15 protein-coding genes are annotated in these 22,428 nt (G+C 45.3%); 7 read left to right on the forward strand and 8 right to left on the reverse strand.

The window, feature by feature from the left end:
• A partial coding sequence (locus EO98_RS05990; RefSeq protein WP_048139441.1) for a transposase occupies positions 1-262 on the reverse strand: 262 nt, incomplete at its 3' end.
• A gap of 1,083 nt (positions 263-1,345) precedes the next feature.
• On the opposite strand from EO98_RS05990, the gene EO98_RS06000 reads away from it, so the two are divergent.
• The 4 genes from EO98_RS06000 to EO98_RS06015 all read left to right on the forward strand — a co-directional run bounded on the left by EO98_RS06000 (position 1,346) and on the right by EO98_RS06015 (position 5,967).
• Positions 1,346-2,503 carry an LL-diaminopimelate aminotransferase gene (locus EO98_RS06000; protein WP_048139438.1) on the forward strand — a complete coding sequence of 386 codons (1,158 nt, stop codon included), beginning with the start codon at positions 1,346-1,348 and terminating at the stop codon, positions 2,501-2,503.
• Positions 2,504-2,723: 220 nt separating this feature from the next.
• On the forward strand, positions 2,724-3,497 hold the full coding sequence (locus EO98_RS06005; protein ID WP_048139436.1) for a UPF0280 family protein: 774 nt from the start codon (positions 2,724-2,726) through the stop codon (positions 3,495-3,497).
• A gap of 241 nt (positions 3,498-3,738) precedes the next feature.
• Entirely contained in the window at positions 3,739-5,592 is a 1,854-nt protein-coding gene (locus tag EO98_RS06010; RefSeq protein ID WP_235284779.1) for an aldehyde ferredoxin oxidoreductase family protein, read from the forward strand.
• Positions 5,593-5,682: 90 nt separating this feature from the next.
• A complete protein-coding gene (locus EO98_RS06015) occupies positions 5,683-5,967 on the forward strand; it encodes a ubiquitin-like small modifier protein 1 (RefSeq protein ID WP_048139432.1) in 285 nt (94 codons plus the stop codon).
• A gap of 950 nt (positions 5,968-6,917) precedes the next feature.
• Here the strand turns inward: EO98_RS06015 and EO98_RS17410 are convergent.
• Positions 6,918-12,335 carry a NosD domain-containing protein gene (locus EO98_RS17410; RefSeq protein WP_235283969.1) on the reverse strand — a complete coding sequence of 1,806 codons (5,418 nt, stop codon included), beginning with the start codon at positions 12,333-12,335 and terminating at the stop codon, positions 6,918-6,920.
• Positions 12,336-12,799: 464 nt separating this feature from the next.
• Between EO98_RS17410 and EO98_RS06025 the strand changes: the two genes are divergently transcribed.
• Entirely contained in the window at positions 12,800-13,381 is a 582-nt protein-coding gene (locus EO98_RS06025) for a cysteine hydrolase family protein (protein ID WP_048139428.1), read from the forward strand.
• 299 nt (positions 13,382-13,680) lie between these two features.
• Here EO98_RS06025 and EO98_RS06030 read toward each other — a convergent pair whose 3' ends face one another.
• The 3 genes from EO98_RS06030 to corA all read right to left on the reverse strand — a co-directional run bounded on the left by EO98_RS06030 (position 13,681) and on the right by corA (position 17,298).
• Positions 13,681-14,607 carry a mechanosensitive ion channel family protein gene (locus EO98_RS06030; protein WP_048139426.1) on the reverse strand — a complete coding sequence of 309 codons (927 nt, stop codon included), beginning with the start codon at positions 14,605-14,607 and terminating at the stop codon, positions 13,681-13,683.
• The gene (locus EO98_RS06035) at positions 14,595-15,338 is read right to left on the reverse strand and encodes a DUF432 domain-containing protein (protein WP_048139424.1); all 744 of its coding nucleotides are present in this window, start codon (positions 15,336-15,338) and stop codon (positions 14,595-14,597) included. Before EO98_RS06035 ends, EO98_RS06030 begins: the two co-directional genes overlap by 13 nt.
• Positions 15,339-16,227: 889 nt before the next feature.
• Positions 16,228-17,298, reverse strand: a complete 1,071-nt coding sequence (gene corA, locus EO98_RS06045) for a magnesium/cobalt transporter CorA (RefSeq protein WP_048139420.1) — start codon at positions 17,296-17,298, stop codon at positions 16,228-16,230.
• Between the two features lie 305 nt (positions 17,299-17,603).
• Here corA and EO98_RS06050 point away from each other — a divergent pair, with 305 nt between their 5' ends.
• Positions 17,604-18,524, forward strand: coding sequence for a hypothetical protein (locus EO98_RS06050; RefSeq protein ID WP_048139417.1), 921 nt, complete (start codon positions 17,604-17,606; stop codon positions 18,522-18,524).
• A 183-nt stretch (positions 18,525-18,707) separates the two neighbouring features.
• On the opposite strand, the gene EO98_RS06055 is transcribed toward EO98_RS06050, so the two are convergent.
• The 3 genes from EO98_RS06055 to EO98_RS06065 all read right to left on the reverse strand — a co-directional run bounded on the left by EO98_RS06055 (position 18,708) and on the right by EO98_RS06065 (position 20,889).
• A complete protein-coding gene (locus EO98_RS06055) occupies positions 18,708-19,241 on the reverse strand; it encodes a DUF6141 family protein (RefSeq protein ID WP_235283543.1) in 534 nt (177 codons plus the stop codon).
• Between the two features lie 519 nt (positions 19,242-19,760).
• A complete protein-coding gene (locus EO98_RS06060; RefSeq protein WP_082098492.1) occupies positions 19,761-20,309 on the reverse strand; it encodes a DUF6141 family protein in 549 nt (182 codons plus the stop codon).
• Positions 20,310-20,529: 220 nt separating this feature from the next.
• Positions 20,530-20,889 (reverse strand): carboxymuconolactone decarboxylase family protein, encoded by a 360-nt coding sequence (locus tag EO98_RS06065; protein WP_048139415.1) that lies wholly within the window; start codon positions 20,887-20,889, stop codon positions 20,530-20,532.
• A gap of 262 nt (positions 20,890-21,151) precedes the next feature.
• Between EO98_RS06065 and EO98_RS06070 the strand changes: the two genes are divergently transcribed.
• Positions 21,152-22,288, forward strand: a complete 1,137-nt coding sequence (locus EO98_RS06070; protein ID WP_048139413.1) for an aldo/keto reductase — start codon at positions 21,152-21,154, stop codon at positions 22,286-22,288.
• The last annotated feature ends 140 nt before the right edge of the window (positions 22,289-22,428 follow it).

The following is a 22,428-nucleotide window of genomic DNA, read 5'->3' on the forward strand; positions in this document are numbered from 1 at the left end:
CCTTCATATCTCTGGCATTTCCAACTATGACAGGCAAATGATCTATCAATGCCTCATAAATCGGAACCCAGAAATCACTTGCTGATTCACATGCAACAATATCACATTTTTCTGATGTTACCCAATTTTTAAGGTTTAAAATCCCATCATCATCTCTGGCAAAACGCTGTTGCTGTTTTTCACCAGATCTACTGAGGATAGTAGCAATAACAAAACGTTTGTGAATGTCTAAACCACAAGATTTGTTTATTTCTCCTTCCAATTTACATTACTCCATCATTTCCAGGACAGTAGAATTGCCTCAAAGGCAATTTGGCATCCGTGATCAAAGTCACATCTGAGCCTTCGATGGCAATTCAATGGTTAGTTTTTTGACGGTTTCGTAGAACCAAAGTAAAAACAACCTTCCTGTCCAAGGTAATGATGGAGTTCTATTATCAAAAAAGGTAAGGAAAAAGGACTTTCATTCTTTGGGCATGTTATTCGAAGAATATCATGTGCGTTTTTTTCCATTCGTTCTTATCAAAGCCAGATCTTATCAAAGCCAGATCTTATCAAAGCCAGATCTTATCGAAGCCAAATATTTCTGATTTTCAGGTGATCCCTTATTTTTCAGGTGATCTTTCATGTCCAGTACCATTCATGCTAAAAAAATATTCATGCTAGAAAAAATAGTATTTCAGTGAAAAAACGGAAGCTGGCAACACCTATGTCAAAAATTATTGTGAGAACAATAATTGTTCCTGCAAGAATATGGAACATTGTGAATAAAGGTGATAAGTTGGTTAATATTTTCAGTTTCTCTAATTAAATCCGAATCCCTTAACTTCAGAAAAAGATGAAATTCTTGATCAAGGGCTATTTTAGGAAGAGAAGGGTAAGAAAAGGGTTTAATTCAATTTTCAGAGAATTGAGAGAGTTTTTCTATTTCTGAGTTTCTGTTTATCATAATCTATCAAAATCCATCAAAATCTATCAAATTGATAGAAAATGGCAGGAATCGAAAAATATAAAGGAAAAATTCCAGGTCATCTAGCCCATAAAGGAACCTGAGCTTTGGGCTTCAGGCAAGCTAAGATTTAAACCAACATATGAACTAATTATATTTCTGATCCCGTCTATTATAAGCATCACAAGGGGACTATATTCATCAGGTTAATATTCATCAGGTTAATATTCATCAGGTTAATATTCATCAGGTTAATATTCATCAGGTTAATATTCATCAGGTTAATATTCATCAGATAATTTGTCAACCTCCTCGTTATCCCATACCTTTTAATATTCCAAATACCGTAACTATGAGAACTTACACACTCATAATCATATTCAGGTGACTTTTCCAATGTATTCTGACCGCATAAACGCATTACCACCATACCTTTTTGCAGCGATTGATGAAGCTAAGGACGAAATGATTGCAAAGGGAGTGGACGTTATCGACCTTGGCGTGGGAGACCCTGACCTTCCGACCCATCCGCATATTGTTGAGGCCATGCGCGAAGCTGTTTGCGACCCGAAGACACACCAGTACCCTTCTTATGCAGGGATGCCGGAGTTTCGGAAAGCTGCGGCTGAATGGTGTAAGAAATATAAGGGAATTGAGCTTGACCCTGCAACTGAAGTCCTTTCCCTGATAGGGTCAAAGGAAGCGGTTGCACATATCCCGCTAGCCTTTGTCAATCCGGGTGATGTCGTGCTCTATACCGAGCCAGGGTACCCTGTCTACAAGATCGGGACTCTTTTTGCGGGTGGGGAGCCGTATCCACTGCCGCTGAAGGCTGAGAACAACTTCCTGCCTGACCTGGACTCGATTCCTGCAGATGTCCTGAAAAAGGCTAAGCTCTTCTTCTTTAACTACCCCAACAACCCGACTGCAGCAACCGCGGACATGGCATTCTTTGAAAAGGTCGTTGAATTCTGCAAGAAAAACGATATCATTGCAGTGCACGACAATGCCTACTGCCAGATGACCTACGATGGGTACGAGGCTCCCTCCTTCCTTGCAGCAAAAGGCGCAATGGATATCGGTATGGAACTCTATTCCCACTCCAAGACCTACAACATGACCGGCTGGAGGCTCGGGTTTGCAGTAGGAAACAAAGCTCTCATAAAGGGGCTCGGGAAAGTTAAGTCCAACGTGGACTCAGGCGTCTTTGATGCGATCCAGATCGCAGGCATTGCAGCGCTTTCCTCTTCCCAGGCCTGCGTTGACGATGCCAACCTGGTCTACGAAGAAAGACGCAACGCCCTTATTGAAGGGCTCAAAGCCATGGGCCTTGAAGTAAACCCACCAAAAGCCACCTTCTACGTCTGGGCTCCTGTCCCGAAAGGCTTTACCTCAATCGGGTTTGCAAAGATCCTCCTCGAAGAAGCCGGAATCGTCGCAACACCCGGAGTCGGCTTCGGAGAAGCCGGTGAAGGCTACATCAGGTTTGCCCTCACCAAGCCCGTTGATAGGATAAAAGAAGCTGTAGAAAGGATGAAAAAACTGCAGTTCTGATCCGAAAAATTCCTGAAACCGGGCTCAGAGTCAGACTCAGAGTCGGATTCAGAGTAAATCAAAAAAGGTCAAAAAAGGCGGTATACCTTAAAAAGCCGCCTAAAATCTTTTTTAAATCGAATTCCTTAAGTCTGCCAGCTTTTCGATTTTGGGTTACATTTCCGGAAGCCCGGACAGAAAAGCATTTCTTTTTTAAGCAATAAATCCCAAGTGAACCAGCATGCCAGATCCCATAAAAGAACCAACCAAAGAATCGGTCACAGAACCTGCCAGCCACCCGATCAAAGAACACTTCCGGCTCAAGGAAACCATAGTAACGATCGCAGCCGACGATCAGGCTCATATCGAAGCTGCAAAAACAGCTATCGGTGTACACAGGGTAGCCCTTGAAACTTACATCCATTCCGACCCTTATTTTCAGATAACTCTCGAACCCTACGCCTGCCCGAAAAACGCCCCTGAAGTCGTCCGCAGGATGGTAAAAGCAGGAAACACTATGGGAATAGGGCCAATGAGTGCGGTTGCTGGCACAATTTCTGCCCTTGCCGTGGAAGCAATGGTAAAAGCCGGAGCAAAATACGCTATTGTCGATAACGGTGGGGACATTGCACTTATCAATGACCGGCCGGTGGTGGTCGGGATCTATGCAGGACAATCTCCGATTAAAAACCTGGGATTAATTTTCGAGCCCCGGGACTCGATTACAGGAGTCTGCACCTCGGCAGGGACAGTCGGCCCTTCCATCAGCTTCGGAATGGCGGATGCAGCTGCGATTTTCTCAGATGACGTTTCTCTGGCGGATGCAGCGGCAACGGCATTGGGGAATGAAGTAGGAATCGGAAAGGAATCTATTGAAGCTGCATTTAAAGCCGTAAAAGACGTGCCAGGAATAAAAGGCGCACTCGTAATTCAGGGAGAGTACATCGGAATGTGGGGAAAAGTGCCGAAAATTACGCGAGCCGATGTAAGGCATGAGTATATCACCAAGGCGTGAATACTTTTATTAAGGAACTTCGACATAAATAATCAGGTATCTGTTCAAATGTATTCAAATATATTCAAATGTATTCAAATATATTCAAATGTATTTTAATGTATTTTAATGAAGCTTCGGCCATATAGATGAGATTTTTTTAATGGGCAGCTGGAAAGCGTGGCCGAACAGGAAGCTTTTGACAAAGCAGGCTGAATAAGTGAACCGGATAAAGTGAGCCGGAAAGGCTGCTATATCCTTAATGTTAAAAATACCAGATCGGAGGAATCACATGCCCGGAGGCTATACTGGAAAGATCCTGGAAGTTGACCTTGACAGCGGCGAGCTTAAAGACTCGCCGCTTGACGAAGAAATGGCAAAGATGTACCTCGGAGGCAAGGGGCTTGGCCTGAAACTCGTGTACGATGAGTTCAGATCGGACATGCAGCCCTTTGACCCTGACAACCTGCTTATTTTTGCAACCGGACCTGCTACCGGGCAAAAGTTTCCCACAAGCGGGCGCTACCATATCGTCTGCAGCAAGTCCCCCCAGACCGGGACCGTGGGCAGCGGGAATTCCGGAGGAAAATGGGGACCCTTCCTGAAATTTGCAGGGTATGACGCTGTAATCGTGCGGGGGATCTCAAAGGAGCCGGTCTACCTGAGCATCGTGGATGGAAAAGCCGAGCTTGTGCCGGCCCCGGAACTCTGGGGGATGACGGTCCACGCGGTTACGGACGAACTGACGGAAAGGAGCGAAAACCTGAAAAAGACCTCGGTTGCATGCATCGGGCCTGCGGGAGAAAACCTGGTCCCCTTTTCCGGCATCATGAACGACAAGTACCGAACTGCAGGGAGGACGGGGCTAGGGGCTGTGATGGGGAGCAAGAAGTTAAAAGCGGTCGTGGTTTCCGGGAGCCAGAGGGTTGAACCTGCAAACCGGGAACTTATGGAAGATAGAGCCATAGAGTCCATGAAGCGCATCAGGGAAAACCCGATTACAGGCCCGAAGGGAGGACTTCACACCTACGGAACCGCGGTTCTTGTGAATATCCTCAACGAAAGCGGGGCCTACCCGACCCGGAACTTCCAGGAAGCCTACTTCCCGGATGCCGACGAGCAGAGCGGGGAGACCCTTGTCAAAAAATATCTGACAGGCCGCGGAGGCTGCTGGGGCTGTCCGATTGTCTGTGGACGGAAGTCCGATGTGCCCGATGGGCCCTACAGTGTCCGGGATACCGAAGGCCCGGAGTACGAGACCATCTTTGCCTTTGGTTCCGACTGCGGGATTACGGAACTCGACGCCCTGATAAAGGCCAACCACCTCTGCGACGAACTGGGGCTTGACACTATCTCCATGGGAGGCACTATCGCCTGTGCCATGGAACTCGTGGAGAAAGGGAAAATCCCGCCGGAAAAACTTCACGGCATGAACCTGCGCTTCGGAGACCCCGGTTCAATGATCGAAGCCATCTGGAGGACCGCCTACCGAGCAGGGATCGGAGCTGACCTTGCCCTGGGTTCGAGAGCCCTCGCGGAAAAATACGGAGCCCCGGAATGCTCAATCGCTGTCAAGGGCATGGAACTGCCCGCCTACGACCCCCGCCCAATCCAGGGGATAGGCCTGAACTACGCAACCGCAAACCGCGGCGGTGACCACGTCTACGGCTACACGATCTCCCCTGAAGTTTTGGGCCTGCCAGAAAAGCTCGACCCCTACTCAGTCGAGGACAAGCCCAGGTGGACAATTCTCCTCCAGGACCTGACCTCAGCCATCAACTCCTCCGTAGTCTGCCTCTTTACCTCGTTTGCCCTGGGTCTGCCCGAGTATTCGGGGATGCTGGCAGCGGTTACTGGCTTTGACCTTGACGCAGACAAGCTCCTGAAACTCGGGGAGAGGATCACAAACCTCGAGAGGCTGATGAACAACATGTACGGGCTCGATCGGAATGAAGACGTCCTCCCAAAGCGCCTTACCGAAGAGCCAATCCCGGCCGGTCCCGCCAAAGGTCAGATTTCCCATGTCCCGGAAATGATCGACGAATACTACAGGCTCAGGGGCTGGGTTGACGGGAAGCCCACGGAAGGGAAGTTGAAGGAACTCGGGATCATCTGAAGGATCAAACGAGGTGCCTGAGAACACCCTTCTCACTTTTTCCATTATTTCATTTCATATCTATTCATTTCTTTTTCCGGAGAGATAGGCTTGAAAGTACACATAAAGTTCCTTGCGACTATCCGTGAAATCACCGGAGAGCCCGAAATCGAGCTTGAGATCCACTCAGGGGACACCGTGGAAGCGGTCATGAGGACTCTGGAACACCGGTACGGGATAGAATTAAAAGAAGCTACGACAGGCACTACTGCTGGTGGGATCCCGAAAATCAGGATCCTGGTAAACGGGAGAGACATGGAGTTTCTTTCAGGGCTTGAAACCGAACTGAAAGCCGGGGATGTTATGGTCCTTATCCCTCCGGTTGCCGGAGGGTGAAAACGGAATATTGAGAAATTGTTATCCCCTCACTGAGGGCTGAAGCCAGCTCTCCAGCCATGCAAGAAAAATAGCAGGTGAATTCATGCTGGTATTAAAAGAAACTGAAATCAACAATGTCACCTACCCCGGCAAATAATTCTCTTGAACCTCGGAGACCGTTTTCAACCCACAGGTAAATATCGGACGCCTCCGCCAGCTTGTCTGGCGGCCCTGCAAAAAAAGGAAGAAAGAGGAAAGAAAAAGGAGGTAAAAAGAGAGTCGAAAAAGAGTATTTTTCAGATAGAATTTAATTCTGCTCCGTTTGGTATACTTACAGAGTTTTCGGTTTCTTTTCCTTGTTGATTTTTTGTTGATTTTTTGTTAGTCTCTTATAGGCTTTCCCGGTCATTTCTACCTGAGAGTTTCTTACAGCGTTCTCAGTAGTTTTTCACTTTCATGCTCTTTTTACCTCTTATTTTTTGTCTGAAAGCCGCTCTCCTGCGTCGAGCGTGACAAAAACGACATAATGCGGCTGGTGACGTTGTGTAGGTTAGAGACATTCATGAATTGGTCCTCTTGAGCGAAGCGAAAAGGACAGCGCACTGCAGAGCCGCAACTCTGCCGGGACAAAAACGACTCAATATAGCGAATAAGGTTGTATGGGTCAAAGAAATCGTAATTTAGCCTTCCTGAGTGAAGTTCACTGCTAAAATCCATAAATTAGTCCTCTTGAGCGAAACGAAGTGAAGCGAAAAGGACCGCGGGCTGTTGCGATTACATAGCAACTCCCAGAAAATCTCCGATTTCCTGTGATCCCGAAGCTCAACTCGGGTGGCCCAACTCGGGCGGCCCAACTCGAGCGGGACGACATTTATCGAAAAAAAAATCAAAAAAGAAAGTGGAAGGGAAAATGATTTCCCTTCATTATATCAACAGTTCAGGTTTTTTGTCTTCCTTTTTTATCCTCCTTACTTCTTTTTCAACAGGAACAGTACGGAAAGAATTCCCGAAACTGCAAAGACGAGCCCAAAGCCCGGACTTTTCTTTTCTTCGGAGGTCGTTTCCGGAACTTCGTTACCCGTTATTTTCTGTGCCTCATCTCCGGAGCCTGGAGTTTCTGCCGGCGTTATAGTAACGGCACCTTTCTTTTCCCCTGTAATCGAGTAGTAGGAAAAGCCAGGGGTTTCTGCTCTGAAGTAGAAGAATTCGGCGTCTTCCCCGGTTTTTTCGGTTGAAAGCTGGACCCAGGCATTTTCATGGAAGCGGTTCAGAACGAGGGTTGCTTCATCGATCATATTTTCTTCCATCCAGCTGCGGGGGACCTTAAAGTCAATCACGGCACTCTCAAAAGTCCCGGATTCCCCAAAGAACTGGCTTCCGATCACTATGTTCATGTACTGGTAAACCGCGCCTTCCGGACCATCCAGAATCGTTTTTGGCAGGCCGTTCAGGGTCTCCACTTTCCCGGTCACTGTCCCGGCATTTGTCCCTGAAACAAAACTGATGCCCGTAACACTGCATCCGGGGCCACTGAATGTAAACTCCGCCTGCTGGCCTGCGAGTACCTGCTGCCTGGAAACATCCACTCCCTGAACGTTGACAGAAGGCACTCCCGAGACGCCACTGAAAATGGCTGACCGGCTCCCGCTACTCCCCCTGTGTTCTTCTTCTACTTCTTCTCCGCCATCGGCAACTTCGGGAGGGTTGTAGAGGGGAAGGCTGTCAACCTGGCTTCCGGATCCCGGAATCTCGTAAGGGAGGTCACAGAACCCGTCCCCGTCTGCGTCAGGAGTGGTTTCGGAAAAGCCTGTACCCTTCGGGTTTGCCCAGCAGTTGCCTCCGATATACGGGTCCCCGAGAACATTAGGCCCTTCGGTCCTGCTGACGTTCCAGGTGTTTCCGGAACATTTCCCCATCAACTCGACGTTCAGAAAGTCGCTTGAGAAGAAATTGTTGTAGATGCTGTTATTGCAAGAATCATAAAGGGTGAGCCCTTCATCATTATTACTCACACGGTTTCCGACCAGACTTGAATTCGTCGTATTGTAAAGATAAATACCGTATATGTTATGCTCAAGCACCTGGTCTCTGACTGTTATGTTCTCGCAGTCAACAAGATACACTGTCCCTGCATTGGAAGAAGCATCGAGCACCCTGTCGGATTCCCCTACAAGGTAGTAAATGGGCTTGCCATCCACAAGGTTGCTGGTATCGATATCCCCGATTACACCTGCTATAAAAGGCAAAGCTCCGAAGTTGTACTTGTTACCTGAAATAAGATTATTTCTCAGGACGCTGGAATTGGAAACAAGAATGAGCCCAAACTCGTTTTCTGAGATTCTGTTGTTGTTCAGTTTGTTGTTTTCCCCAGCAGCAGAAAAGATTCCACACACATTATTCTCAACAGTGTTGTTTGAACAGTTGCTGCCGCTGTTGCGTGTATCCCGAATCCCAAAATAACTACCAGAAATGACATTCCCGCTTAAACTGCAGCCTGATGTATCTTTCATGTAGATCCCTGCCCTGGTTTCCTCCAAAGCTCCTGACACAGTAAACCCGCTGATGTTTACGGAGTCGGCAGTCACGCTGAAAACGTGTTCATCAGGAGTAGCCGCACGGACAATGGTATCTTCAGGATTTCCTGAGGAGGAAATGATACTGACCGATTTGTTCACCTTTATGTTTTCCGTATAAGTGCCCGGGCTTACAAGAAGCGTATCCCCTTCCCACGCAGCATCTACAGCTGCCTGGATTGAGGAAAAAGCCCCGGCTCCGGAACCCACAGTGAGGGTCAGCGGGATACCCGGTTCCCTGCAGATGGGCAGGTAATCCTGACTTCCGGTCATGGAGTTGATAACGTAAGGAGTGTCTCCAATCCCATTTCCGTCAGCATCAGAGCCCGCATAATCGCTCCAGTAGTTTCCTGAAGTAGTATTCCATACATTATGTCCCGTGTCCTTAACGTTCTTTATGTTGTGGAACGAATTTCCGTATATGGTGTTATTTTCGGCTACAGTAAGCCAGATCCCGAGTTCCGAGTTATTTGAAACCATGTTAGAGGACAGAACGTTATCCGAAGTGAAAGCTTCCCCGGTCCAGCCCTGAAGAGTGATGCCGCGGAAGTTGTCCAGAGCTCTGTTCCCTGAAAGGGTATTGTGCTGGCTTATGGTCAGGTCAAATCCGCTTTCACTGTTCGAATTTGCAGTGTTTGCTGTCAGGGTGTTGTAGTCCGAACCCAACAGACAAAGCCCTAGAGTATTGTTATAAGCACTGTTTTCCAGGAAAGTGTTGCCATTGGAGTAGTCTGCCTGAATTCCTGCATAACTCCCTGAGGCATTGTTTCCGCTTATGTTGTTACGTCCGGACTCGGAAAGATAGATGCCGCATGCCGAATTTCCGGCCAGGGCGTTGTTTGCCAGGGTGTTTCCTGAAGAGGACGTCAGGTAAATTCCCCGCGAATTGCCCGAAAATTCATTTTCTTTTACCGTATTGTTCCCGGAGTCCTCGAGGTACACTCCGTACCGGTTGCCGGAGAACGTATTGTTTTCAATTGCTGCTCTTTCCGTTCTGGAAAGGTAGACCCCAAACCGTCCGTCCCGGAACACCAGGTCCCGGACTGTTATGTTCAGGCAGTTAAGCAAACAAACAGAACCCGCATCAGACCCCGTTTCCAGGACATGGTCGGAGACTCCGGAAAGGATGTACAGGGACTTTCCATCCAGCAGGTTGCTTGACTCCACCTCAGGCACATTTTGTGAAGCACAGTCTCCTTCAATTCCAAAGTTGTAAGTGTTCCCTTCCATTCTATTGCCTGAGAGGGATTTCCATTCCGAATCTTCAATGTAAAGCCCGTAGTAATTTGAACTTGCGCTGTTGTCAGTGAAATTTAATCCGGTAGAACCACTGATGTAGAACCCGTAATTGTTTTTTGGCGAGCTAATGTTCTCAAAGTGAGAATCCACCGTATTGTAGAGGTAAAGCCCATAGTAATTTCCGGAGAGGTTCAGGTCCCTAACCGTCACGTTCTGGCAGTCAATACAATAAACTGTACCTGCATCCGAACCTGAATCCAGGATAAGGTCGCTTTCGTTTACAAGATAGTAGATAGGTTTGCCATTAACTGTGTTGCTTTTATCAATGTCATTTGCAGTCGAAGCATCCGGAATTGCAAAATTGTAAGAGTTGTTTTCCATACTATTGTTTCTCAGGTTATTTCCTTCCGACCCAGACAGATAGATTCCGATTTCATTGGATTCGGCCCTGTTCCCGTTCAGGGTACAGTTCCCTGAACCGATAACATAAATTCCACAGCAATTGTCCGAAAGTAAGTTTCCGCTTATGTTGCAGTCCCTGGCCTCATAGAGCCAGATGCCGGTGGTAGCGTAGGAGGAAGAAGAATAATATTCAGACCCTCCGCAGATGGAAAAACCTGAAATATTAACTGCATTTGCCGTTACATAAAACACGGAATCTTTCGGGTTTGCAGCCTTTACTTCCGTATACTCAGGTCCGGACTCGGAAATGATTGTAACAGCCCTGTCAACATCCACGTTTTCCGTATATGTGCCGTTTCTGACAATGATTGTGGCTCCGGGGGAAGCAGCATCAACTGCAGCCTGGATGGAAGTGAAATCTGCAGGCCCGTCATCGTCCACATAGATAAGGGAAGCGTCAGTCGCACTGATCCATTCTGTTTTTTCAAGAGTACTGTTTCCGTATTCGTTTTCTACGCGGAGTGTGACATTGTACTTTCCGGCTCCGGTATAGCTATGGGTCGGGAAACGGTCGGTAGAAGTGTTCCCATCCCCGAAGTCCCAGTGCCAGGCCGTGGGGGAGAGCGTACTTGCATCAATAAATTCTACCATGAGGGGAACCGGGCCCGAGGTAACATTGGCCGTGAAGGCAGCTTCTGCCGCTTCGCTCCGGTTTGTGAAGGCTTTAATGCAAACGTTCATGTTTTCCACAGCAAGGGCAGTGTCCACCCAGTTTTCCCCGTCCGGGCTGAAGAAACTCTCCCCGGAATTTGCCCTGGCTTTGCTGCTGTATCCTTCCTGTGGGTATTCAACTGCCACAGGGAAGGAATACCCGGGGGTAGTAAATTTTACAACTACTGAAAAGTTCTGTCCTGATTCAAGCGGGACTCCGGAGTCCAGGGAAACAGTATGGTAGCCTGCAAAGGCAATTGTCCCGTTAGCAGAACTTTCTGCTCCTGCAGGGTTTATGGGGCCGGAAACCGGATCGGTGTAGACGTAGATTTCGTACCCTGTGCCGGTGGCAGGGGTATAGAAACTCACAGCTTCAAGGGTCTCGGCTTCTTCGGCTGTAAAGACGTTGGCTGCCCAGGCTGTGTTGCTTCCTGAGGACCCGATACTTTCAACCCATCCCAGGGGGTCGTACTGGTACATATGGGAATAGGAACTGAGGTCTTCGGCAGTATGGACAACATTCTCGCCTCCTATCACGGTATCGTAATACGAAACATAGAAGAACCCTTCATCTCCCCAGTTGGTACCCCAGGAATTTTTGACAATGAACGCACCGTCTCCCGGAGCTGCAGGAGTGAATTTGTTTCGGTCAAAAGAATCGTCCCAGCCTACTATGCCTATCATATGGTTTGCAGAGTTCGAGCCTCCGTAATAATGACTGCAGTTGGCAGCGTCATAAGCATCGGAAGAAAAGTAAATTACAGTGTCAACGGCTCCGTAATTCGTCAGGGCCCATTTGATCAGGTCATTATCTTCGGGACCGCTTCTTGCCGGGAGGGAAATCACTTCCTGTATACGTTTTAAGGAAGGAAGGTCTGTCGGAGAGACACTGGAGTGAGGGTCGTAGGGGTCATCGGTCTCACTTACCGGGCCGCTCCAGCGGGCAAAGTAAGCCGTAGTCATAAGGGCGTTTCCGCCGTCATCAAAAGTGCGGTCAAAACCTTCAGGATACTCCTCCGAAAGCAGGTTTTTTATGTTGTTCTCGGAAAAGTCCATGTTTTTTCCTTCTGCTCCGAGAATGTAAGATTCAAGGGATGCATAAGCTCCAAATGTCCAGCAGCTTCCTGCATCCTTCTGGTCCCGGACAGGACTCACACGCCCAAGGGACCTGAGGTCGTAAGAAACAGGATAATTACTCAAACCCTCCGGACTTTCAACAGCTTTCAGGTGTGAGAGGTCTACTGGGGCGGGAGTATAGCCTGTAGCTAAATTTTCTTCTTCAGAAACCTCACCTGAGGTCAGGAGTATTCTATTCTTGTTTAGCTCCTCATTTTCAATGTACTCCTCAAAATCGGGATTCAAAGGAGCGAGGGAAAAAAGTCCTGAAGAATCATTTTTAGATGGAATTAATTCATAATTTTCAAAAGTTTGGGATTCATTATTTTCAAAAGATCCAGTCAAATTAATTTCAAATGTAGACGGTAAATTAGATTCATCTGTTACACATCCATTTTCTATCGAAGTCAGGTTTTCTGAAATTGCTGATGCTTGCCATGGAAAGAGGCATATTGCAGCAAGCAAAAATAATATAATGATTTTTTTTAGCATTTTATCCCTTTATACGTTTTATTTTGTTTTTTAATTATTTTAAAATTATAACACATATTAAACTTCATAATTGGCTTAAACGCAAAATGATCAGTACATTTTAACAAATTACATTAAAAATATTTATTTAATAAAAGCACTAAACTATTAAATATTTTATATTTATTATAGGTATTAAGTGTTTTTATATTTTCATGTTAGTCCAGAAAAAGTTGCTTCAAAGAAAAGGCTTAAGGGGTAAACTTATCGCAAATAACGCAAATAGAAGATCAAAGACGAGATGGATTGAAGGATAACTCTGAGAAAAGGGTGAAAGCTTGAAAGCACTGATTATCATAGACATGACAAACGACTTCGTGTTTGAGAAATACGAACATGAAGGCAGGGAATACGAAGGCAGCCTCGTGGCTCCCCTGGGCAGGACAATCGTTGATCCGATAGTGGAACTTGTGAAAAAAGCCCTCCGCAGGGGAAATACTGCTGTACTCAGGCTTCCGAAAGACCACTACAACGCTTTCACAAACCCGAGACTCGAACTGGAGCTTTCGGAGCTGGGTATTGATGAGGTATTCATGACAGGCCTGGTTGATGAGGTCTGCATCTACCACAATACTCTTGTCTTTCTTGAGAAGGGCTTTCGGACAAACGTCGTAAAGGGCTGTACGGTCCCCTTTGATGAGGAAAAAGGAAATGAAGCCCTTGGGGAGCTCAAAGCTTGCGGAGCAAAGATGGTAGATACTGTCCCTGAGGACATAGGGGTTATCCTGCTCCTTGAAGACGAACATGATGATAACTCGGAAGAAATTAAATCCGGCACCTGGCAGCCTCACAATATGAAAGGAACACCCGGAGCCCTTACAGTTAAGTCAATCAGGGATGCACTTAAGGTCAGAAATTAAAAACGAAGGTCAATTACCCCTGAGCTAAAGACTCAGGGGTTTCCTGCTGAGGGTTTATGAAATTCTTCAAATAACAGGCACAAAGAAATGAAAGTACTTTTCAAATCACAGTATTTTCATGCCAAAGGAAAGGAGGCACAGGGGAGAAAAGGGAAGAAAAATGAATAAAAGGGAAGAAAAATGAATAAAAGGGGAAAATAGGGAAGAAAAGGGAAGAAAAGGGGATCAGGAAATCTGTACCTTAAAAAGCCTGCTTTTCTTTTCCTTTTGCCACTAAGCTTAATCACCTGTTCAGTTTTTCAGTTTAATACCCTTTCTTCAAAGTTCAACACGCATTCGTTTTCTTCAAACTTATTTTCTTTCAGCTCTTCAATCACCTGCGGCGGTTTTTCCGAATTCGTATTAATATGAAGTACCCGCTGCGGGAAGGGAATTTCTATGCCGTTTTCTTCAAGAGTTTTTTTGATATTCCACAGGAGCCTCGTTTTCAGCCCGAACCATTCGTTCACAGGAGCCCAGATCCTGGCAGTAATGTTTACCGAGCTTTCTCCAAGCTCATTTACAAAAACCGAAGGAGCGGGGCTCAGGAGAGCAAAGGGCTCCTTGTCTATAAGGTCCTTGATCAGCCATATTGCAGCGCTGGCATCGTCGCTATAGCGGATTCTGATTGTGTATTCAAACCTTCTTACCGGGTGCCCCACAATATTTGTGATGTTTGTGGTAAAGACCTGCTGATTGGGTAAGCGGACAAGGAGCCCGTCATAGGTGCGGATAAGGGTTGAGATTATGCGGATATCGGTGACATAGCCAGCTGTCCCATTGATTTCTACCTGGTCCCCTATTTTTATGGGCCTTTCAAACATAAGGAAACATCCTGCGACCAGATTTCCAACAATGTTCTGGCTCGCAAAACCGATGACGATACCTGCGACTCCTCCTGCAAGCAGGAACCCTGAGGGGTCAAACCCTATTAAGGGAAGTATCGAAATGAAAACGACAATAAAAGAGCCATAATAAAGGAGTTTGAGGACAGGTTCGCCCACGTCCTTACTGACCCGGTCTTTAAGAGACCTCCGCAGGTAAATTGTGAGTACTTTGGAGAGGAGGACCGAAAAAGAAAGAATGAGAACAAACTTTATCAGGTCCCCCAGGGTAACAATTCCTTTTGAGGTTGGATACAGCTCAAAATCAAAAAAATTAATGTCCGGAAGGATCAAAAGCCCCACTCCATATAAAACTTAAGAGGTACAAAGCCAAGCTTCCGGAGGCTGTAAACACCAAAAGCCTCTTTCCTGATTTTTTGGTCTTTCACAAGATAACCTTTCATCTCTCCGTTAATAGGCTGCATTTCGAAACCAGTTTCAGCCGTGTTCCTGTTGAGGATGTCCATACGGGCTTTCATGAAGACGTCCCCGTCATAGTACAGTTTCATCCCGTATGCACTGAAAACAGCTTTTGAGATTGAAGCCCAATCAGAGGAGGTATTTCTAAGAGTAAGCTCCATAACTCCTTCCTGCAGGGGATTAAGTAAAGGAGAAAACGAGTATAACCTGCTTTTCCAGTGCTTGCAGACAACTCCATTCGAAACCTCTCCGTAAAGGGTAAATTTCTGCCTCACAAGGCTGAGCACATCCAGGACCTGGGGACTCTTATTTCCGTTTTCCGAGATAAAAACGCCTATTTCAACCGGAAAAGTCAAAAAAATCCGTTTTTTCTCCCCACCTGCAAGAAGCAGTGTTTTCTCAAATTCGATCAGCAGATTTGGGGTGATTTCTTTCGGAGTATTCAGAGGTTCAACTGGATTTATGATAATGCGCTTTCCATCTCCAAGGATGAGCTTTTCCACTTCATCTTTTCCAAGCGTCCTCTTATATACCCATCCATCTCCTGTTTTTTTTACGGATATAGAAATTCCTTCCTGTTCTACTGAAAATGGGGGATCGTAGTAGCCGTACATAGTATTCCAGCAATTAACATATTTTAGTCAATTTCTAAATTTCTTAATATTACATTCAAACTATTATAAAAAAATTACTTCGAATAAATTTTATAGAATTGTAGAAAAAGATGGTCCCTGATTAATTGATCCATTCCGGAACCCTGGAGGGAAGCTTTCAGTTCTCTCTCCCTGTGCCACCCGGAGCCAGGACCGGCCTGCCAGCCAGGATTAAAAACAAAAGGTGAAACGATACTGCTATTAAGAGAAACTTATCTGTGGAAAAAATATCCCCTGGGCTGAGAAATACTTTCCTTGACCCCGGAGTTCGGTTTTGAATCCCTGCATTATAGGATATCTCCGCCAGCTTGTCTGACGGTCCTTCCCAAAAAAGAGGGAAATAAAAAAGAGATTTGACAAAAAGTGTTTTTCAAGTAGAATTTGCTTTGTTTTGCTTTCGTCTGCCTTTTTTTCGGTCACTTTGACTTGTTTGGTTCTCATTTCTTACTTACAAGCTTCCTCAGTAGCTCTTATTTTTTCGGCTTTTCTTTCTTTCTTTCTTTCTTTCTTTGAAAGACCGCTCTCCTGCGTCGAGCGTGACAGGAAAGACCCGGTATGGCGAATAAAGTTGTACGGATCAGAAGATCTGTTATTTAGACCTCTTGAGCAAAGTTCAGTATTGAACATCCATAAGTTAGAACATCCATAAGTTAGAACACCCATAAGTTAGTCTGCTTGAGCGAGCGAAGCTCACTGCTAAAACCCATCGATTAGCCCTCTTGAGCGCAGCGAAAAGGGCTGCGTACTGCAAAGTCGCAACTCTGCTGAAACGGACCGCGTACTGTTGCATTTGCAGTGCAACTCCCAGGAAATCTCAGATTTCCTGTGATCCCGAATCGCAATTCGGGGTTTAGACCCATCTTCTCTTTTTAAAATAAAGAAACATGCTTATTCCCAGTAACGCCATGCTCAGCATGACTGCAGGGTAACCCCAGCGCCACCGGAGTTCGGGCATATAGTCAAAATTCATGCCATAGACTCCTGCGACAAAGGTAAGGGGGATGAAAATCGTGGCGATGATTGTCAGGACTTTCATGATATCATTCATCCTGTTGCTCAAGCTGGAAAGGTAGACATCTACCATTGAAGAGAGGATATCCCGGAATGTCTCTATGGAGTCTATGACCTGAATGGTATGGTCATAAATGTCCCTCAGATAAATCTGCGTAGTCTCCGTGATAAGCTCGGACTCCACTTTCTGTAGGCCGCTAATCAGTTCCCTGAGGGGCCATACCGATTTACGCAGAAGGATCATATCTCTTTTATATTTCTGGATAATTTTCAGGGTATCTGGCGCCGGGTTCCTGACGAGTTCATCTTCAAGATCCTCTATCTTTTCCCCAAAGTGTTCGAGGATCAGAAAATAATTGTCGATTACAGCGTCAATAAGGCCGTAGGCAAGGTAGTCCACCCCGTTCTTTCGCAGGCGTGAAGCCGGATTTTTGAGCCTTTCCCGGAGAGGATCAAAAACGTCCCCCTCCCTTTCCTGAAAAGACAGGATGTATCTGGGACCGATGATGATGCTCACCTGGTCAATAACAATTTCTTCCGTTTCTGTATCAAGGAGCATCATTTTTAATACAGTGTAGATGTAGGACTCATAGTCTTCCATCTTGGGCCGTTGCCCCGTGTTTAGTATGTCTTCGAGAGTCAGAGGGTGGATCTTAAAATATTTCCCGAGCTTTTCTATAACCTCAATCCGGTCTAGACCATCGACATTTATCCATAAATTCATTCCAGGCTGATCTTTTAAAGCCTGACATTCCTCCACGGTCTGCAGTTCTTTTTCGATAAGTTTCTCGTTGTTATAGATCCATGCCTGAATTACGACCTTCTCTACCTTTTTTTCCCCCACGTGGACAAGAGTTCCGGGGGCAAGCCCGACATTTGATTGTCTTCCTCCCAAAGTTTCCGGTTTCACGGCTTTGCCTCACTTTATAATAAAAATAAGTATATTATTTAATTAAGACTTCACTGATTTAAGCCTATGTATGGTTTTTTTTCTTGGAATATAATTATTAAGCTATTGAAACCGGTTCTATAATTTTCAGCATAACCCGACTCTCAGCCTGGAAATGAGTTTTTAAGTGTGCAGATAAATTGCAGATAATTTTATGTATTATCCATTAAATAGAATATTATAATAAATATAATATTAGGTTTTCCAAAAAATAGGGGAATTTGGAAAGATCGTCAGTTTTGAAACTGGATATAGGGGTGATTAATATGGTTCAAACGGAGATTACGAATAGTCTATACGATATGTTTGATCAGTTTATAGCATTTATTCCGACATTAGTGGCCATAATTCTTCTTCTTATTGTAGGGATAGTATTGGGGAAAGCTCTCGGGAAGATCGGAGCAAAGATACTGGATAAAATCGGACTCGATGATCTGGTCGACAAAACGGTGATAGGGGGAATGCTAAGAAGAGCACAGATGAGTACGGTCGGCTTTTTTGATGCAGTCATCCGCTGGTTCGTCTACATCATTTTCGCCATAATCATCCTGGATCTTCTAAATATTGAGGTAGTGAACAGCTTTGTCGATATCATAATATTCTATATTCCGCTTGTGATCTCTGCTCTCATTGTCCTGCTCATAGGTTTGCTGATTGTTGATTTCATCAGCGACCTACTCCAGAAGGTACTTAGTTCAACCGGAGTGGATGATAAGTTTGAACAGACAGCTCTCGGAGCTTCAATTAGATCCGGAGGACTGACAGCTTCAGGCATTATAGCTGGAATAGTTAGAATATTCGGGTACCTGATCTTCCTCACGGCTGCATCGGATATCCTGCAGCAGACCATGATTACTCAACTGTTGATAGATATAACTCAGTATTTGCCACGTGTAATCATAGCCATCCTGATCCTGATGATAGGAATTCTTTCTATAGATCTGGTAATGGACTACCTGAGTGTTACTGTAAAAAGCATGGATATAGAAGGGACAGACATCATTCTTCCCCTCCTCAGGGGCTTCCTGCTTCTCATTCTTGTTCTGGTTGCCCTGGATACAATGCTGATTGATACCAGTATCCTCTACCTCTTCTTCGGGCCGCTAGCTTGGGGAATTGCGATTGTGGTTGCCTTCAAATACGGGGTCAAGGACGCAATTGTTGCGTATGCAAAAGAAAGGAAGTAATTTCTTCCTTTCATTTTTTGTAGTCAACTCAGCAATTAATTACACTTTAAATACCCGGCTATAGTTTCGAATGTAACCATTCTATAGTCAATGTATGGGCTTCTTTACGTCACATCTCAAAAAATGATAATTCTCTTCCTGTAAAAGAGTTCCATTATAATCCCACAATCCTTTAGTCTTTGATCAAAAGCTGGCCACGGCAGACATAATCGCCTGATGGAGTTCTTTTGGATTCTTAGAGCTGATAACTACTCTTTTCCCGGTTATGAGTTTCAGGGTTACAAAGAAATTTGCTCTCCCGGAAAGAGTCGTATCTTTGCAATTCTTTCCGGTAAAAAGGTCATATGCCTGAATCTTGCAATCTTCAACCACATAAATAGGGATTTTCTTAAATGAGGTATTCAGCGGTATCAAACGGATATAGATTCCGTCCCTTCTAACTTCAGTTATATGTTTTGTACAGTGGAACAAAAGAGGAAAAAATACCCCGAATACAAACCAGAGAGCTAATATGTAGAGGTCAGGGATATTCTGAACCCCTGCAGGTTTTCCGAAGACCAGGCTGTAGACCCCGACGTACCAGAGCAGAAGAGCAGGATAGAGGACCGAAACCAAAAAAACGTTATTGTGCAGATCCTGCACCTCTCTAAAAATTAAACCTGTTTCCGGATGTTCCGTGACAATCCCTCCCTTATAGTATGAACTAACCAGACACATGCACTGATCAATGCATCCCTTACAGTACTTATCAGGCAAGTACCTTATTATACGAAACAGGCACCTTACACATACTTTAGTAACCTCACAGAAAATACATTTCGTACCTTAATCCGAAGACGTGTCTTTTAAATAAACTGATTTAATAAGTAAATGCCTTCAACAGAAAATATTTTTGACTTTAAAAGTTAATTAATTGAAAATCGTTTTATTTTTCTCTACTAAAACAGAGTAAATAAACTTTCCGAAAAAAAATATGAATTATATATCATATTCAATTTAAAAATACAGTTGATGATCAAAAATTAACTATAGTGATAAAATGCTTAAAGAAAATCTGGGATAAAATGCTAAATGCAGAAACATCCAGGAAAAATTTATATATAAGTAAATTAAAACTGTTCTTGAGGTACTTTCATCCTCCACCTGTCAGGCTGATGCCCTCCGAGGAAGGGAACTTCCCACTGTGCCTCCGCGCTCACAGAGTTAAAAGCCTGAAAAAACTGGCAGAATTATCCTTTAAGTTTGCTTTTTTATTGCCCTGTTAATAGCTTCGGAAAGTCTTTCCGGGACCTGAGAACCAATCATCAGCTTTTTTACTTTGCTCCCTTCCGCAAATTCAAAAAGCACTCCCCTGTTACCCTTTGCATTGTATGCAGTCCCTTTTAACCCGTAGCGTATCCCCCAACCTCCGTAATCCCTGATTGGGTTGTAGGTTATGACTTCGTAACTCTGGATAGTCTCGAAAGGAAAGGATCTGAAAGAAAAATGAAACGGGTAAAAGCGGACGTACAGGCCATCTTTCCTGACTTCGGTGATCATTTTGAGGGAATAGAATAAAAGAGGGAAAAGAACCCCGAAAACCAGCAATAAGACAAGCATCATCCAGTCAGGAGCAGGATTGTTCCCGAAAGGTTTCCCGAGAAAGAGCTGCTGGTAGGCACCATACCAGGAAAAAAATACCGGAATACCAACAACAAGCCTGATCCACACCTGATCCATCTTCTGGACTTCTCTAAAGAGAACTGGATTACGTATCCTGCTCATTCCTTCAGTTGTGCAGTACATTTTTTGCCGGTCTCCGAATATGTAATCAATATTTTACGGAATTTAGAGGAGAGGTTTATGAAATTTGAGGGAATATTTATAGGAAGTATTCTGAGAGTGAAATATTGTATACTCCCATGAGAATAAACCTACATAGGAATTATAATAACTAAAACGACAAACTGATTTAAAAATGATTCTAAAAAAGTAGAGAAATAAAAAAGTAGAGAAATATGGCTTTTTAATAGCCCAGTTTCTCCATTTCCTTCAGTACAGCTGCACTGAAATCCGTGAAATTCTGAATCCCGCCGGTCCAGGCAGCCATCATCATGGCGTCCGAGATCTCAGCTCTTGTGGCTCCGAATTTATGAAGCCTCTCCAGAATCTTGACTGCGCTTTCCGTGTTGTTGTTGGAGCAGGCGATAGCAAAGACCATCAGGTGCTTCTGTTTCATGGAAAGCCCGCCTTCCCTTTCAGCCCAGATAGCTTTGTAAAAGCCTGCAAGCCCTTCACCAAAATCCTCATTTATCTTTTCAGCATAAACAACAGACCTGGGCAAAAAGCCCTTTACTTCTTTGATTTCGTGGATATTCTTCCCCATAATTATCGATATGTGATAGGCAAGGATCTGATATAACAGTATCTCTTAACAGTGTTTCTTATCAGCTTGAGAAAAACTAACTACTAAAACCCATAAAATAGTCCGCTTGAGCGAAGCGAAACGGACTGCGGGCTGTTGCGATTACATAGCAACTCCCAGAAAATCTCCGATTTCCTGTGATCCCGAATCGCAATTCGGGCGGCAAAGGTTTAGAGCCATTATCCACATATTGTCGGGCAGACACGATCACCGGGGCAAAAAGATGTTATACCGCAAATTAGGAAACACAGGCGAAAAGGTCTCGATTCTTGGCTACGGCTGCATGAGGCTTCCCGTTCTCGAAGGAACGCCCGAGAAAATAGACGAGGAAAAGGCAACTGAACTCCTCCGTTACGCCATTGACCACGGGGTAAATTACGTTGATTCGGCATACTCCTATCACGGAGGGATGAACGAGGTTTTCCTGGGAAAAGCCCTTGCCGATGGCTACCGGGAAAAAGTCCACCTGGCAACCAAGCTTTCCTGCAAGCGCGTGAAGACCAGGGAGGACATGGACCGTTTCTTAAACGAGCAGCTTGAAAAGCTCCGGACGGACTGCATCGACTTCTACCTCCTGCACGCCGTAAAGAAGAGTTACTGGGAAAAACTAAAGGAACTCGGCATTATCGAATTCCTGGACTCAGCCCTTGCAGCCGGAAAAATCAAATACACCGGTTTTTCCTTCCACGACGAGCTGGACGTTTTCAAGGAAGTCGTGGACGCCTACCCCTGGGCGCTCTGCCAGATCCAGTTCAATTTCCTTGATGAGGACTACCAGGCAGGAATCGAGGGCCTGAAATATGCGGCTGAAAAGGGGCTTGCCATCGTTATCATGGAACCTCTGAGGGGCGGGAATCTGGCATCAAAAGCCCCGGAAGCAGCCCGGAAGGTATGGGCCGGAGCCGGGACTATAAGAAGCCCGGCAGAATGGGCTTTTCGCTACCTCTGGAACTATCCCGAAATCAGTGTTGTCCTGAGCGGGATGTCGGAACCGAAGCACCTGAAAGAAAACCTGAAAATTGCAGAAGAAGGGTATCCCAATTCCCTTTCAGCCGAGGAAAAAAGCCTGATCGCAGAAGTTAAGGAGATCTACAGAACCCGGACAAAGGTCAACTGCACCGGCTGCAAATACTGCATGCCCTGCCCATCGGGAGTAAATATCCCGCGGAATCTCAGTTATTTGAATGACGTTTATATGCTTGATGATATGGAAAATGCCAGGTTCCAGTATGGGGTCCTTCTGTCACCTGAGGAAAAGGCAAGGAACTGCGTTGAGTGTGGGGAATGTGAGGAGGTTTGCCCGCAGAATATTAAGATAAGAGAGATGTTGAAGGAAGTAAAGGAGTTTATGGAGGGGTGAAGAGCAGACCCCCAATTTTTTGACGTTCTTTCTTTTCACGCGCCGTACAAGGCTTGATCCCGTCTGCGTACAGTAGATATAAACGTGATCAATAGCCGTGCTGAGAGCTCTAATGCCAAAATATTAACCATGTAGCAGGG

Origin of the sequence: Methanosarcina sp. 2.H.T.1A.6 (genome assembly GCF_000979455.1) — an archaeon.
Lineage (GTDB): Archaea > Halobacteriota > Methanosarcinia > Methanosarcinales > Methanosarcinaceae > Methanosarcina.